The organism is Aldersonia sp. NBC_00410, assembly GCF_026342035.1.
In the GTDB taxonomy this organism is placed as follows: domain Bacteria; phylum Actinomycetota; class Actinomycetes; order Mycobacteriales; family Mycobacteriaceae; genus Aldersonia.
The window spans coordinates 93,844-107,710 of sequence record NZ_JAPENM010000009.1 but is presented as its reverse complement, the minus strand read 5'-3'; the positions used below and the strand labels follow the sequence as shown (position 1 = coordinate 107,710).

At 68.8% G+C, this 13,867-nt stretch carries 14 protein-coding genes; 9 read left to right on the top strand and 5 right to left on the bottom strand.

Features of this window, described 5'->3' with window-relative positions; all coding sequences use genetic code 11:
• Window positions 1-66: 66 nt before the first annotated feature.
• Together OG921_RS20530 and OG921_RS20525 are read left to right on the top strand one after the other, a co-directional pair.
• A complete protein-coding gene (locus tag OG921_RS20530; RefSeq protein ID WP_266114379.1) occupies window positions 67-1,167 on the top strand; it encodes a glycosyltransferase in 1,101 nt (366 codons plus the stop codon).
• A gap of 99 nt (window positions 1,168-1,266) precedes the next feature.
• Entirely contained in the window at window positions 1,267-2,112 is an 846-nt protein-coding gene (locus OG921_RS20525) for an SDR family oxidoreductase (RefSeq protein WP_266114378.1), read from the top strand.
• On the opposite strand, the gene soxR is transcribed toward OG921_RS20525, so the two are convergent.
• Window positions 2,087-2,584: a redox-sensitive transcriptional activator SoxR gene (gene soxR, locus OG921_RS20520; protein WP_266114377.1), complete on the bottom strand. Its 498-nt coding sequence runs from the start codon at window positions 2,582-2,584 to the stop codon at window positions 2,087-2,089. The genes OG921_RS20525 and soxR overlap by 26 nt on opposite strands.
• 111 nt (window positions 2,585-2,695) lie before the next feature.
• On the opposite strand from soxR, the gene OG921_RS20515 reads away from it, so the two are divergent.
• Window positions 2,696-3,424, top strand: a complete 729-nt coding sequence (locus tag OG921_RS20515; RefSeq protein ID WP_266114376.1) for a hypothetical protein — start codon at window positions 2,696-2,698, stop codon at window positions 3,422-3,424.
• A gap of 49 nt (window positions 3,425-3,473) precedes the next feature.
• Window positions 3,474-4,700 (top strand): arginine deiminase, encoded by a 1,227-nt coding sequence (locus tag OG921_RS20510; RefSeq protein WP_266114375.1) that lies wholly within the window; start codon window positions 3,474-3,476, stop codon window positions 4,698-4,700.
• Between the two features lie 3 nt (window positions 4,701-4,703).
• Here the strand turns inward: OG921_RS20510 and arsC are convergent, their stop codons facing one another.
• Window positions 4,704-5,060, bottom strand: coding sequence for an arsenate reductase (glutaredoxin) (gene arsC, locus OG921_RS20505; RefSeq protein WP_266114374.1), 357 nt, complete (start codon window positions 5,058-5,060; stop codon window positions 4,704-4,706).
• A gap of 39 nt (window positions 5,061-5,099) precedes the next feature.
• Between arsC and OG921_RS20500 the strand changes: the two genes are divergently transcribed.
• Both OG921_RS20500 and OG921_RS20495 read left to right on the top strand, forming a co-directional pair.
• Window positions 5,100-5,759, top strand: a complete 660-nt coding sequence (locus OG921_RS20500) for an SDR family oxidoreductase (RefSeq protein WP_266114373.1) — start codon at window positions 5,100-5,102, stop codon at window positions 5,757-5,759.
• Window positions 5,760-5,769: 10 nt separating this feature from the next.
• On the top strand, window positions 5,770-6,126 hold the full coding sequence (locus OG921_RS20495; RefSeq protein ID WP_266114372.1) for a GntR family transcriptional regulator: 357 nt from the start codon (window positions 5,770-5,772) through the stop codon (window positions 6,124-6,126).
• A gap of 54 nt (window positions 6,127-6,180) precedes the next feature.
• On the opposite strand, the gene OG921_RS20490 is transcribed toward OG921_RS20495, so the two are convergent.
• Window positions 6,181-7,737, bottom strand: coding sequence for a dolichyl-phosphate-mannose--protein mannosyltransferase (locus OG921_RS20490; protein ID WP_266114371.1), 1,557 nt, complete (start codon window positions 7,735-7,737; stop codon window positions 6,181-6,183).
• A gap of 53 nt (window positions 7,738-7,790) precedes the next feature.
• Between OG921_RS20490 and rsmI the strand changes: the two genes are divergently transcribed.
• The gene (rsmI, locus tag OG921_RS20485; protein WP_266114370.1) at window positions 7,791-8,630 is read left to right on the top strand and encodes a 16S rRNA (cytidine(1402)-2'-O)-methyltransferase; all 840 of its coding nucleotides are present in this window, start codon (window positions 7,791-7,793) and stop codon (window positions 8,628-8,630) included.
• A 318-nt stretch (window positions 8,631-8,948) separates the two neighbouring features.
• On the opposite strand, the gene OG921_RS20480 is transcribed toward rsmI, so the two are convergent.
• Both OG921_RS20480 and metG read right to left on the bottom strand, forming a co-directional pair.
• Complete coding sequence (locus OG921_RS20480; protein ID WP_266114369.1) at window positions 8,949-10,136, bottom strand: S9 family peptidase; 1,188 nt, start codon at window positions 10,134-10,136, stop codon at window positions 8,949-8,951.
• Window positions 10,137-10,183: 47 nt separating this feature from the next.
• Window positions 10,184-11,725 (bottom strand): methionine--tRNA ligase, encoded by a 1,542-nt coding sequence (gene metG, locus OG921_RS20475; protein WP_266114368.1) that lies wholly within the window; start codon window positions 11,723-11,725, stop codon window positions 10,184-10,186.
• Window positions 11,726-11,746: 21 nt separating this feature from the next.
• Here metG and OG921_RS20470 point away from each other — a divergent pair, with 21 nt between their 5' ends.
• Window positions 11,747-12,580, top strand: coding sequence for a TatD family hydrolase (locus OG921_RS20470; RefSeq protein WP_266114367.1), 834 nt, complete (start codon window positions 11,747-11,749; stop codon window positions 12,578-12,580).
• Between the two features lie 129 nt (window positions 12,581-12,709).
• Entirely contained in the window at window positions 12,710-13,837 is a 1,128-nt protein-coding gene (locus OG921_RS20465; protein WP_266114366.1) for a resuscitation-promoting factor, read from the top strand.
• Window positions 13,838-13,867: the final 30 nt, after the last annotated feature.

The following is a 13,867-nucleotide window of genomic DNA, read 5'->3' as shown; positions in this document are numbered from 1 at the left end:
CCAGACTTCCCGCGTCGTTCACCCGCCGTTGTCGCCACTGTGGCCCGGCCGGCGAATCCTGACGCGGTGCGGATCGTTCAGCTGGCGAACTTCTACGGTCCGCGTTCCGGCGGCCTGCGGACCGCGCTCAACCACCTCGGCGCGGGCTATCACGAGCGCGGCCACGAGGTGGTGCTTGTCGTGCCGGGGGAGCGGGCGGGCGAAGAGGTGTTGCCGAGTGGGGTCGCCCGGATCACACTGCCCGCGCCGCGACTGCCGTGGACCGGCGGATACCGTGCCGCCGACCCGCGCCGGGTCGCCGACGTGCTGGCGGCGCTGCGCCCGGACGCGCTCGAGGTATCCGACCGGCTCACCCTGCGTGGATTCGGGGCCTGGGCGCGCAGGCGCGGCGTGGCGTCGGTGATGATCTCCCACGAACGGCTGGACAGGCTGCTCGGGCAGGTGCTGCCCGGCACGGCCGCGCGGCGGATCGCCGACCTCGCCAACCGGCGCAGCGCCGATGCCTACGACACCGTCGTGTGCACCACCGAATTCGCCCGCCAGGAGTTCGCCCGGATCGACGCACCGAACGCGCGGCTCGTCCCGCTCGGCGTCGACCTCGACCTGTTCGCCCCGCACCGCCACGACGGTCTGCTGCGCGACCGGCTCGCCGGTGCGGATCTCCTGCTCGTGCACTGCGGCCGGCTCTCGTTGGAAAAGCGGGTGGACCGCAGCATCGGCGCCGTGCGGGCGCTGCAGCGCGCCGGACTGCCGGCCCGGCTCGTGGTGGCCGGGGACGGCCCGCGCCGTGCGGCACTGCAGCGGCGCGCCGGCGATCTGCCGGTGAGCTTCACCGGGTTCATCCACGACCGCGCGCGGCTCGCCACGCTGCTGGCGACCGCCGATGTGTCACTCGCGCCCGGCCCGCACGAGACGTTCGGTCTCGCCGCGCTGGAGGCGCTCGCCGCGGGCACACCGGTGGTCGCGAGCAAATCGTCTGCGCTGGCCGACATCGTCACTGCGGACAGCGGTGCCGTCGCGCCCGACTCGGCCGGTGGCTTCGCCGGCGCGATCGCCGACATCGCCGCGCGCCCGGTGCCGCAGCGCCGCCGCGGCGCGCGCGAGCGTGCCGAACAGTTCGGCTGGCCCGCCTCCGTGGACGGCATGCTGGTTGCGCTGGGCGCTTGATACCGACCCGGTGACGGCCGCGCTTCTGCCGTATTGTGAGCGCCCTCACGGGGTACCCTGCGGAGAACAGTCCCCGGCGCCGACTGCAAAGGACGAGCCGTGATCGGAACCCTGAACGAGAAGAAAACTCTGATCACCGGCGCGGCCAGCGGAATCGGCCGGGCCACGGCGGTGGCAGCGGCAGCCAAGGGCGCCGAGCTTTTTCTCACCGACATCAACGAGCATGGCCTCGCCGAGACCGTCGAACTGGTCGTCGCCCAGGGCGGCACCGTCAGTCTCACCAAGGCGCTCGACATCACAGAGTACGACGCGGTCAGCGGGTTCGCCAAGGAGGTCTACCAGCAGTTCGGCAGCCTCGATGTGGTGATGAACGTGGCCGGCGTCTCGGCCTGGGGGACGGTGGAAAATCTCGAGCACCGGCACTGGCAGGCGATGATCGACGTCAACCTGATGGGCCCGATCCACGTCATCGAATGCTTCCTCCCACCAATGATCGAAGCCCGCCGAGGCGGTGCCCTGGTCAACGTGTCCTCGGCGGCGGGACTGCTCGCCCTGCCTTGGCACGCCGCTTACAGCGCCAGCAAGTTCGGTGTGCGTGGCATCTCCGAGGTACTGCGATTCGACCTCAAACGGCATCGCATCTCGGTGCACCTGGTGGTTCCCGGCGCCGTCCGCACCCCGTTGATGGACACCTTCGAGGTGGCCGGCGTGGACATGAACGACGACCGGGTGCAGCGCTACGTGCACGCCTTCGACAAGCGTGCTGTCTCGCCGGAGGACGCGGCCAAATCGATCCTCAAGGGCGTCGAGCGCAATCACTTCCTGATCTACACGTCCAACGACATCCGGTTCGGCTACTGGTGGGCGCGCAAGTTCGCGCCGCCCTACGAGTTCGTCATGCAGTGGGCGAACAACCGGTTCAGTCGTTTCCTGCCGCCGGCGTAGCGCGTGCCGGCTGGTTGAGCTCCACGTCGAGCACGCGTGCGCCCGGTCCGCGTTCGGCGAGCCGGTCGTGACTGTTCACCAGCGTGCAGCTGGCCAGCGAGAGGCAGCCGCAGCCGATGCAGCCGGTCAGGTCGTCGCGCAGCCGGGTCAGCTGGGTGATCCGTTCGTCGAGGTTGGTGCGCCAGGTGGTGGACAGCCGGGACCAGTCCTTCCGGGTCGGCGTGCGTCCCTCGGGCAGCGTGTCGAGCGCCGCGCGGATCTCGGCGAGCGGAATGCCGACGCGCTGGGAAATCCGGATGAACGCGACCCGGCGCAGCGTTTCGCGGTGGTAGCGGCGCTGATTGCCGCTGGTGCGCCGGCTGGCGATGAGCCCCTCGCGTTCGTAGAAGTGCAGCGCGGAGACCGCCACCCCGCTGCGCTCGGAGAGCTGTCCGGGGCTGAGCTCCTTGGTCTTCCAGTCCGGCATCAGCATGCGCGGCGTCCCTCCCATTGCGGTAATACCTAAACAATAGTCTAGGTATTTCGGGGCTGCCCGGCCGAAGTTGCGTACTCGGCCGCGGGTCGCTGGCTTAGCATCGTGACCATGAGGTCCGGGCACGACGGTGCGCGGCCGCGCTGGATCCGGGTGTCCGGAGCGGTGCTGCTGCTCGCCTTCGTGCTGCCCTTCCTGGTCCGGATCCCGGTGCTGCTGCTCGCCGTCGGCGTGCTTGGGGCGTGCGTCATCGCGACGATGCTGCCGGAACGCACCGAACGCACCGAACGCGCGGCGCCCGCACCGCGCCGCCTGCCCGACGGCGCCGATCTCGCGCAACGCTGGCTCGACGCCCAGACCGCGCTGATGCAACTCGACGACGAATGGCTCTCCTTCGTCACCGACCCCGAATCGTTGTTTCTCACCCGCCCGTTGCTGCTCGACCGTGCGGACCCGGTGATCGGCGAGTACCACCGCGCCTGGGATGCCGCCAAGACTGCCGCCGCGCGGCACCCGCTCGGCGAGGGGGGCATGACCGCGGTCGACCTCACCCGCCTGGAGCGACGCGTCACCGCCGCGTGGGACGCGTGGCTGCGAGCCGACGCCCGCGCGCGTGCCGTCGGCCTGGACAACTTCCGCAGCGGCGAGCGGGTGGCGTTGCGCCGGTCGCGCAAGATCATTGCCTTGATGGACGATCCGGCCACCACCCCGGCCTTCCGTGACGAACTGCTCACCGCGTTGCGCCGGGCGCTCGACCAGCTCGAAACGATCCGGATCAGCACGCACGACCTGCGCCGGATTCCGGAGCTGATGACGATGGATCTGCGCGAACTCGAATAGCTGCGCTTCGAACCGGTGAAACCCGTAGTGCGCGGCTACCGTTGACCCCATGAGCACGGCTGACGGTCCCGATCCCGTGGTGCTCGGCGCGAACTCGGAAGTGGGCCGGCTGCGCGCCGTGTTGCTGCACCGCCCCGGTGACGAACTGCGCCGCCTGACCCCCCGCAACAACGACCAATTGCTCTTCGACAGCGTCCCGTGGGTGGACCGTGCCCAGGCAGAGCACGACGCCTTCTCCGAGTTGCTGCGCGGCCGCGGCGTCGAGGTGCTGCTGCTGGCCACGGCGCTCACCGAAACGTTTGCCGCCAGCGGCGCCGCCCGCATCCAGGGCATCAGTGCCGCGGTCAACCCGCGCCGGCTCGGGCACACGCTGGCCGACGAACTCGCTGCCCATCTGCGCGGCGTGGCCCCGGCCGAACTGGCGACCGTGCTCACCGCCGGAATGACGTTCGACGAGTTGCCGTTCGGGCCGACCGGGATGTCACTGGTGCGCCGCATGCATCACGGCGGCGACTTCGTCATCGACCCGCTGCCCAACCTGCTGTTCACCCGGGACTCGTCGTTCTGGATCGGGGAGCGCGTCGCGATCACCTCACTCGCCCTGCCCGCGCGGGTGCGCGAAACCTCGCTCACCGACCTGATCTACGCGTTCCATCCGCGCTTCCTCGGGGTGCGCCGCGCCTACGAATCGCACACCGCGCCCATGGAAGGCGGCGATGTGCTGCTGCTCGCGCCGGGGGTGGTGGCCGTCGGTGTCGGCGAACGGACCACCCCGGCGGGTGCGGAAGCATTGGCACGCAGCCTCTTCGACGACAACCTCGCGCACACCGTGCTGGTTGTGCCGATCGCGCAGAACCGGGCGTCGATGCACCTGGACACGGTGTGCACGATGGTCAACGTGGACGCGGTGGTGATGTACCCGGCGATCCAGGACACGTTGACGGCATTCACCATCTACCGCGAGGACGGTGTGGTGAAGATTCGCGGTGCCGACCCGTTCCTCGACGCGGCCGCGAAGGCGATGGGGATCGGCAAGCTGCGCGTGATCGACACCGGGCTCGACAGCATCACCGCCGAACGCGAACAGTGGGACGACGGCAACAACACCCTCGCGATCTCGCCCGGCACGGTGGTCGCCTACGAGCGCAACGTCGAAACCAACGCGCGCCTCGAAGCTTCCGGGATCGAGGTCCTGCGGATCAGCGGTTCGGAACTCGGGTCGGGCCGGGGTGGGCCGCGGTGCATGTCGTGCCCGATCGCGCGCGACCGGATCTAGCGGCTACAGGATTTCGGTGACCGACGCGGCTGGGCGAGCCAGCCGGGTGCCCTTGTCGGTGACCACGATCGGCCGCTCGATCAGGATCGGGTTGTCCACCATCGCCGCGAACACCGTCTCCTCGTCGGCGTCGGCGAGACCGAGCTCTTTGTAGAGCGACTCCCGCTTGCGTACTGCCTGGCTCGGCTGCAGCCCCGCGTCGTCGAGCAGCTTGCGCAACCCGTCGCGCGTCGGTGGCGTCTTCAGATACTCGATGATCGTCGGTTCTACACCCGCGTCCCGGATCGTCTCGAGTACTGTGCGGGAAGTGCTGCAGCGCGGATTGTGGTAGATCGTGGCGGACTTCGGCATGGTCGCCATCTTGCCAACAAACCACCGCGCCAATCGAGAGGAGCGCGCATGTCGCGGATCGTTATCGCAGGCGGGCACGGCCAGATCGCCCGGCATCTGATCGGGCTGCTGGCCGCCGACGGACACGAGGCCGTCGGATTGATCCGCAACCCCGAACACGGCGACGAGGTGGCGCGGTGGGGCGGACAGCCGCGCCTGCTCGACCTCGAGCATGCCGACGTGAGTGAGGTGACACCGGCGGTGACGGGTTCGGACGCGGTGGTATTCGCCGCGGGGGCAGGGCCGGGCAGCGGCACGAAGCGCAAGGACACCGTGGACCGCGCGGGATCGGTGCTGCTCGCCAACGCCGCCGAGCAGGCCGGGGTGCGCCGGTTCATCCAGATCAGCGCGTTCGGCGCCGGTGCACCGGTCGACGAGAAGCTCGACGAAACCTGGCAGGCCTACATCCGGGCCAAGACCGCCGCCGAGGAGGATCTGCGTCGCCGAAGGACACTCGACGCGACGATCCTGCGGCCGGGCCGGCTCACCGACGACGACCCGACTGGACTCGTCACGCTCACCAAGCCGCCCGCCGAGCGCGGCGACGTGACCCGTGCGGATGTCGCGGCGGTCATCGTCGCGCTGCTCGACGCACCGGCCACGGTGGGTAAGACACTGATGCTCACCGCAGGCGATACCCCGATCGCGGACGCGATCGCCGCGCTGTGACGGTGCCACCGTGAGACCCATCGTGATCGAGCACTACTCGAGCGTGCCGCCGCACGAGCAGCTGCGCCTCGCCATCGTGGCGCAGGTGCGCAGTGGTGACCTGCGCCCGGGGAACAAGATCCCCACCGTGCGGTCCTTGGCCGAGCAACTCGGCATCGCACCGAACACCGTCGCCCGCTCGTACCGCGATCTCGAGAAACTCGGCGTCGTCGAAACCCGGGGCCGCGCGGGCACATTCATCGCCAACACCGGCGACCCCACGATGGACGAGGCCGCGCGGGCCGCGGCCGGCTATGCGGAGACGGTGCGCAAGCTCGGCATCGCCGACGATGTGGCGCTGGACCTCATCAGGGCAGCACTGCGTTGAGGTGCTCGGAGCCTCGCTGCGCTGAAGGGCTCGGAGCCTCGCTGTGCTGAAAGATCACCGCCAGCTGGGCAACCACAGCTGCAGATGCCACATGTGCTGGGTGATCGGCAGCGCGGTCAGGATCGGGTAGAGCCAGATGAAGTTCGCGACGACCAGGCCGAGATATAGGCACACCGCGAGCAGACCGGTGCCACGACGCTCCCTGGTCGCGCGGGCCTTGCCGATGATCTGGCCGAGCGCCATCGCGACCAGCATGACGTAGAACGGCGCCATCGCCACCGCGTAGAAGTAGTACATCTGCCGGTCGAGGGTGAAGAACCACGGCACCAGCGCCGCGCCGTACGCCACCAACGCGGCGGCGTAGCGCCAATCGCGCCGAACCACGGTGCACCACAACGCCCAGCCGAGCACCGGCACCGCGATCCACCACAGCGCCGGGGTGCCGATCAGCATTACCGCCTTGACGCACTCCGCTTGGCCGCAGCCGCTCACGTTCGAGCCGTCCGCGTAGTAGTAGAGCATCGGCCGCAACCCCATCGGCCACGTCCACGGCTTCGATTCCCACGGGTGGTGATTGCCCGCGGAATTGGTCAGTCCCTCGTGGAACTCCAGGACGCCGCTCGAGTAATACCAGAGCGAGCGCAGCGCATCGGGCACGAATCCGAACGTGCCGCCGGTGCCGATCTTGGTACCGACCACGTGCCGGTCGACGCCGGTTTCGCTGGCGAACCACGGTCCGTAGGTGGCGATATAGACGAGCAGCGGGACGGCGACCAGCGCGTACAGCGCGGGTGCCACGTCGCGGCGCAGCGTGCCGATCCACGGCCGCGCGACCCGGTAGGCGTGGCGCGCAGCGACATCGAATGCGACGCACAAAAGGCCGAAGAACGCGATGAAGTACACGCCCGACCACTTCGTCCCGCACGCGAGACCGAGGCATAGGCCGGCACCGAATCGCCACCAGCGCACGCCGAGGCGCGGACCGAACGGCGTTGCCCCGATCCGCGATTCGACCGCGACGCGGGCCATCCGAAGGCGAACGTCGTCACGGTCGACGATCAGGCAGCCGAACGCGGCGGTGACGAACAGGGCCGTGAAGATGTCCAGCATCCCGATCCGGGACGAGACGAACGTGAGGCCGTCGACGATCAGCAGCAGGCCGGCGATCGCACCGACCAGGGTCGAGCGGGTCATCCGGCGCGTGATCCGCACGACCAGCAGCACCAGGATGGTGCCGGCGGCGGCGGAGGCGAAGCGCCAGCCCCAGCCGTTGTAGCCGAACATCGCCTCGCCGATCGCGATCAACTGTTTGGCCAGCGGCGGGTGCACAACGAGCCCGTAGCCGGGGTTGTCCTCCACACCACCGCCGGTCAGCACCTGCCAGGCCTGCGGTGCGTAATGCTTCTCGTCGAACACCGGGGTTCCGGCGTCGGTCGGGTAGTTCAGCATCGCGAACCGCGTGACCGCCGCGAGCGCCGTGACCACGAGCGTGACGATCCAACCGCGCTTGCGGTCGTCGGGCCCGAAGTTGGAATCCGGCCAGCGCGGGGCGGGCCGAACGGTGGACGTGGTGACGGCAGGGGCGGGTCGCTCGTCCGTCAGCTGTGTCACGCCCCGATCGTATGCTTTGGAGGAATCCGACCGAACATGGCGATGGGGGCCGCATGGAGCGCGACACGGGCCGCCTGGTGTTGGCCGGTACGCCGATGGGCGATCCGGGCGATGCGTCGCAGCGACTGCGCGATGCGTTGGGCGGCGCCGATGTTGTTGCAGCCGAGGACACCCGGCGCACCCGGATGCTGGCACGCGCGCTCGGCGTGCAGATCACCGGGCGCGTGGTGAGTTTCTATGACCACGTGGAGACCGAGCGGATCCCGATGCTGCTCGGCGAGATCGGTTCGGGCGCGACGGTGCTGCTGGTCACCGATGCCGGGATGCCGTCGGTGAGCGACCCGGGTTACCGGCTTGTCGCGGCCTGCGTCGCGGCGGATCTGCCGGTGACGTGCCTGCCCGGCCCGTCCGCGGTCACCACCGCACTCGCGGTGTCCGGGCTGCCCGTCGAGCGGTTCTGTTTCGACGGGTTCCCGCCGCGCAAACGGGGGCAGCGGCAGACCTGGCTGGCTGAGCTGCGCAGCGAGCGCCGCGCCGTCGTGTTCTTCGAGGCGCCGCACCGGCTCGCGGACTGCCTCGCCGACGCGGTCGAGGTACTCGGCGCCGGCCGACGCGCCGCGGTGTGCCGGGAGCTGACCAAAACCTACGAAGAGGTGCGCCGTGGCACCCTCGGTGAGCTCGCCGCCTGGGCCGCCGATGGCGTGCGCGGCGAGATCACCGTGGTGCTGGCCGGTGCCGAGCCGGAGGCCGTCGATGCGGAGTCGCTGATCGACCGGGTGGAAGGTCTGGTCGCGGCGGGTCTGCGGCTCAAAGATGCCTGCGCGGAGGTGGCCTCGGGCGGGGTGGGGAAGAAGGAGCTGTACGACGCGGTGCTCGCGGCGCGGAAGGACTGACCGCTCGCCATACCGCGGTGATCACGAGCAAATGGCCTCTCTGGCTCGGGTTTTGGGGGCCATTTGTTCGGCGTCGCGAGTTGGCTCCCAGGTTTGCAGAGTGTCGTTGCCGCGAGTCCGTCGAGCAGCCCGACGCATCCGCGGTCCGCCGGGGATCAGCAATGTGCCGATCGGTCCCTGTTCGGGCAGCGCCTCCGTCGCCACGAGCGCGAGACCGTTGTCCGGCACGGGCGAGCAGGTTGTTCGCGACCGAGAACACCTCGTTCGGGCCGACGACGTCGAGGGGCTGGATGTCGTCGAGAGCGACGAGCGGTGAGGTCAGGGCGCGAGAATCCGCGCGACGAACGGTGTCGAATCCGGCAGTGACGCAAGGACGGTGCCGGAATGGTCCTGGTCGGGATAGATGTGCAGCTCGACCGGCTGGTTGTTCGCGAGCATCTGCGCGTACAGGGACAGCGCCGACGGTGCGGGCACATCGGTGTCGCGCAGGCCCTGACCGAGGAAGACGGGCCGGTCGTAGCCGGTGTACGGGGTTCGCATGTACTCGGCGAGCGCGGCCTGCGCGCCGGGGATCGAGGCGAGCGGCTCGGCGAACAGCGTGCCGAACTGCTTGTTCGACATCAGCGCCGCCATGTCCGCGTAGCAGAGGGTGCGCGCCTGGTTGAGCACTTCGCGACCGGCCTGGGTCAGCACGGACGGCACGTCCAGATCGGGTCGCGCATCGCTGAATCCGGCAAAAATGTAGCCGGTGTACGCGTTGAGCGCGGCGGGCAGCGCCACCGGCGGGAATCCCGGACCGGCGAGTCCGACGAGGGTCTCGAAATTGGCGGGCGTGCCGGTCGCGACGACGCCGCGGTAGTCCAGGTCCGTCCCGGCGGAGAGCGCGCTCGCACGTTGTGCCGCGTTCAGCGCCGCGCCCGCACCCTGGGATTGGCCGACGAGTGCCCAGCGGTTCGCCAGCGGCAGGCCGAGCTGGTGCGCAGCCTTGACGGAGTCGACGATCGAGGTCGCCTCGGCCTGTCCGCTGAGGTAGCTCATCAGCCCCGGTGTGCCGAGACCGACGTAATCGGTGGAGACGACGACATACCCCTGGTCGAGCCAGTGCGAGAGATACGCCGTGTCGCGTGCGCTGCGCGGCAGTGCCGATGGAGTGCAGTCGTCACCGAGGCCGGTTGTGCCGTGCGCCCAGGCGATCACCGGGTAGCCGCCCGGCGGTGGGGCGCTCGTGGGCACGAACACCGCGCCGGTGCTCGTCGCGGGCGCGCCGTGGACATCCGGCGTCGAGTAGTGGATTCGGTAGGCCTGGGCGGCACTCGGTAGTCCAAGCTCGGGGGCCAATGCTGCCTGCGCGATCAGCGTTCCGGCCTGCGGAACCTGGCCGGTGTACTCGCGCACGTCGAGACCGGACCAGTTCGGTGTCGGTGCGGCGTCCGCGATCCCGCATACGCCGAGCAGCGCGGTGAGAGCCACTGCAAGGCCGACACTGGCCCGGAATATCGATCGCACAATCGAAGCTTATGCCCGGGCTCGAGCGGCCAGCCCGGAGTTGGCGTCTACTCCTCGACGAAGCGCGGAAATACCCCGCTCGGCGCGGGCAACTCCAAGCCGGGCGTGATCGGCGTGGCGATATCGGCGAATTGCCGCCCCTGCTGCGCGAGCAGATCGAGCAGTTTGGCCGCCGACCCCGGCATGACCGGCTGCACCAGGATCGACACGATCCGCACCATCTCGATGGTCACGTACAGCACCGTCTCCATCCGGGCGAAGTCGGTCTTGCGCAGCTTCCACGGCTCCTGCGCCGAGAAGTACCGGTTCGTCTCACCGAGCGCGAGCCAAATCGCCTCCAATGCCAGATGCAGTGCCTGCACGTCGAACTCGGCGCGCACACGATCGAGCAGCCCATTCGCGAGGTCGAGCAGCGCGCGGTCGTCGGCGGTGAACTCCCCGGGCGTCGGCACAGTGGCGTCGCAATTCTTCGCGATCATCGACAGCGAGCGCTGCGCGAGGTTGCCGAGCTCGTTGGCGAGATCGGCGTTGATCCGGTTGACGATCGCCTCGTGGCTGTAGCTGCCGTCCTGGCCGTAGGAGATCTCGCGGAGCAGGAAGAACCGCACCGCGTCGAGGCCGTACTGCTGCACCAGGGCGACCGGGTCGACGACGTTGCCGACCGACTTCGACATCTTCTCGCCCTTGTTGTAGAGGAACCCGTGCACGAAAACGCGCTTGGGCAGCTCGATCCCCGCGGACATGAGGAACGCGGGCCAGTAGACGGCGTGGAAGCGGGTGATGTCCTTGCCGATGATGTGCAGGTCGGCGGGCCAGAAGCGCTGGAAGGCCGCGGATGCGGTGTCCGGGAAGCCGACCCCGGTGATGTAGTTGGTCAGCGCGTCGACCCAGACGTACATGACGTGCTCGGGATGGCCGGGCACCGGCACACCCCAGTCGAACGTGGTGCGCGAGATGGACAGGTCCTTGAGCCCGCTGCGCACGAAGTTGGCGATCTCGTTGCGCCGCGTCGCCGGTTCGAGGAACTCGGGCCGGTCCTCGTAGAGCGCGAGCAGCTTGTCCTGATAGGCCGAGAGCCGGAAGAAGTAGCTCGACTCCTCGGTCCAGGTGACCGGCGTCTTGCTCTCGGTCGAGATGCGGGTGCCGTCGTCGAGCAGCGTCGTCTCACCCTCGGTGTAGAACGCTTCGTCGCGCACCGAGTACCAGCCGGCGTAGGTGTCGAGGTAGATGTCGTCGTTGGCGAGCATCCGGTTCCAGATCTCCGCGCACGCGAGCTGATGGTCCGCGTCGGTGGTGCGGATGAACCGGTCGAACGAGATGTCGAGCACCTTGTCCATCGCCTCGAACGCGTCCGAGTTGCGTGCGGCGAGCTGCTCGACCGGGATGCCCTCGGCCACCGCGGTCTGCTGCATCTTCTGGCCGTGCTCGTCGGTGCCGGTCATGAAGAACACGTCGAAACCGTCGAGACGCTTGAACCGGGCGATCGCGTCCGAGGAGACGTACTCGTAGGCGTGCCCGATATGCGGGGCGCCGTTCGGGTACGCGATCGCGGTCGTGATGTAGAAGGGTGGCTTCTCCGCTGTGCTCATGATGGCGACTACTTTAATCGCGTGCCTGATGGAACCCGCCCCGCGCCCGATCTGCCCGAGCCGCTTGCGCCGCTGATCGACGCGCACACCCACCTCGACGCGTGCGGTGCGACCGACGCGGAGTCGGTCAAGCAGATTGTGGACCGCGCCGAGTCGGTCGGTGTCGGTCGGGTGGTGACCATCGCCGATGACCTGGCCGCTGCCCGGTTCGCGGTCGAGGCGGCGCATTGGGACGAGCGGGTGTACGCCGCAACTGCCCTGCACCCGACCCGGGCGAATGTGCTCGACGACGCGGCGAAGTCCGAATTGGAACGGCTCGTCCGCGATCCGCGGGTGGTCGCGGTCGGGGAGACCGGCATGGACTACTACTGGCCGGGAAAGCTGGAGGGCTGTGCCGAGATCGAGGAGCAGATCGAGGCATTCCGCTGGCATATCGACCTGGCCAAGCGGGTCAAAAAGCCGCTGATGATCCACAACCGTGAGGCGGATCACGATTTATTGACCGTGCTGCTGGACGAGGGCGCCCCGGACACGGTCATCTTCCACTGCTTCTCCTCGGACGCGAATATGGCAACTGCCTGTGTCGAGGAGGGTTACGTGCTCAGCTTCGCCGGCACGGTGAGTTTCAAGAATGCCCGTGACCTGCGCGAGGCCGCGAAGATCGTGCCGGACGAGCAGATCCTCGTCGAAACGGACGCGCCCTTTCTGACCCCGCATCCGTTCCGCGGTGCCCCGAACGAGCCGTACTGCCTGCCCTACACGGTGCGGGCACTGGCCGCCGTACGTGATCAAAATCCCGAAGAACTCGCGCAACTGTGCACTCAGAATGCGCAACGCGTGTACAAACTGCGCTGACCTGGGACATTCGCCAGTATTCGGTTGTGATTGTCAAAAGGTGACTATTACCGTTTCGTAATGATTAAACGGCGAGGTGAGCGGCTATGAGTTGCCACGCCTTATCTGCGTCGTTATCGTCTCGTGATTATGGCGGCACTTTCACGTATCAACAACGCACGCTCCCCAATGCTCTACGCATCGCTCGCGGGAGTGCTCGTCACCCTCGGTGTCGGCGGCGCGGTAGCGGTCGCCGAGCACAAGACCGTCACGGTGGATGTCGACGGCGAGAAGACGTCGGTCGGCACCATGAGCGGCGATGTCGAGGGTGCCTTGAAGGCCGCCGGCTACACGCCGAGCGAGCGCGACGTCGTCGCGCCGTCCCCTGATTCGGATGTCCACGACGGCGACACCGTCGTTCTGCGCCGGGCCCGCGAGGTCGACCTGACCGTGGACGGGCAGGAGCGCAAGGTCTGGACCACCGCGCAGACCGTCGACGAGGCACTCAACCAGTTCCAGCTCGCCGGCGACGTACACGTCTCGGCATCGCGCGGCCAGCGCCTCCCGCTCGACGGCGCCGTGCTCGACGTGCTCAACGCGCGCAACGTCCGCCTGCTCGACGGTGCCGCCGCACCCACCGATGTGCGCCTCGCCGCACCCACAGTCGGTGAGTTCCTCGCCGCGAAGGGCGCCCCGCTCCAGCAGGGCGACACCGTCGTCCCGGCCCCGGACGCGCCGCTGACCGACGGCCTGCAGATCGCGGTCACCCGCAACCGCACCGAGACCCGCCTCGAGACCGTGCCGCTCGCGCCGCCGGAGAACGTCATCGAGGACCCGACCCTGAACCAGAGCCGCACCGTGGTGGAGAACCCGGGCGTGCCGGGCGTGCAGGACGTCACTTTCGCAGTGAACCTGGTCAACGGCCAGGAGATCGGCCGCAACCCGGTCGGCGCGAACGTCACCGTCCCCGCGCAGCCGAAGACCGTCCGCAAGGGCACCAAGCCGGGCACCGAGGTGCCGGCGGTTTCCGACGGTGCGACCTGGGACGCGCTCGCGCAGTGCGAGGCGACCGGCAACTGGCACATCAACACCGGCAACGGCTTCTACGGCGGTGTGCAGTTCGATCAGAACACCTGGGAGCGCCAGGGCGGGCTGCGCTACGCACCGCGCGCCGACCTCGCCACCCGCGAAGAGCAGATCGCAGTCGCCTCGGTCACCCGGGACCGTCAGGGCTGGGGTGCCTGGCCGGCCTGCACCAGCCGGCTCGGATACCGGTAACGAACCAGCAGCTTGCCGCGGCGGGCACCG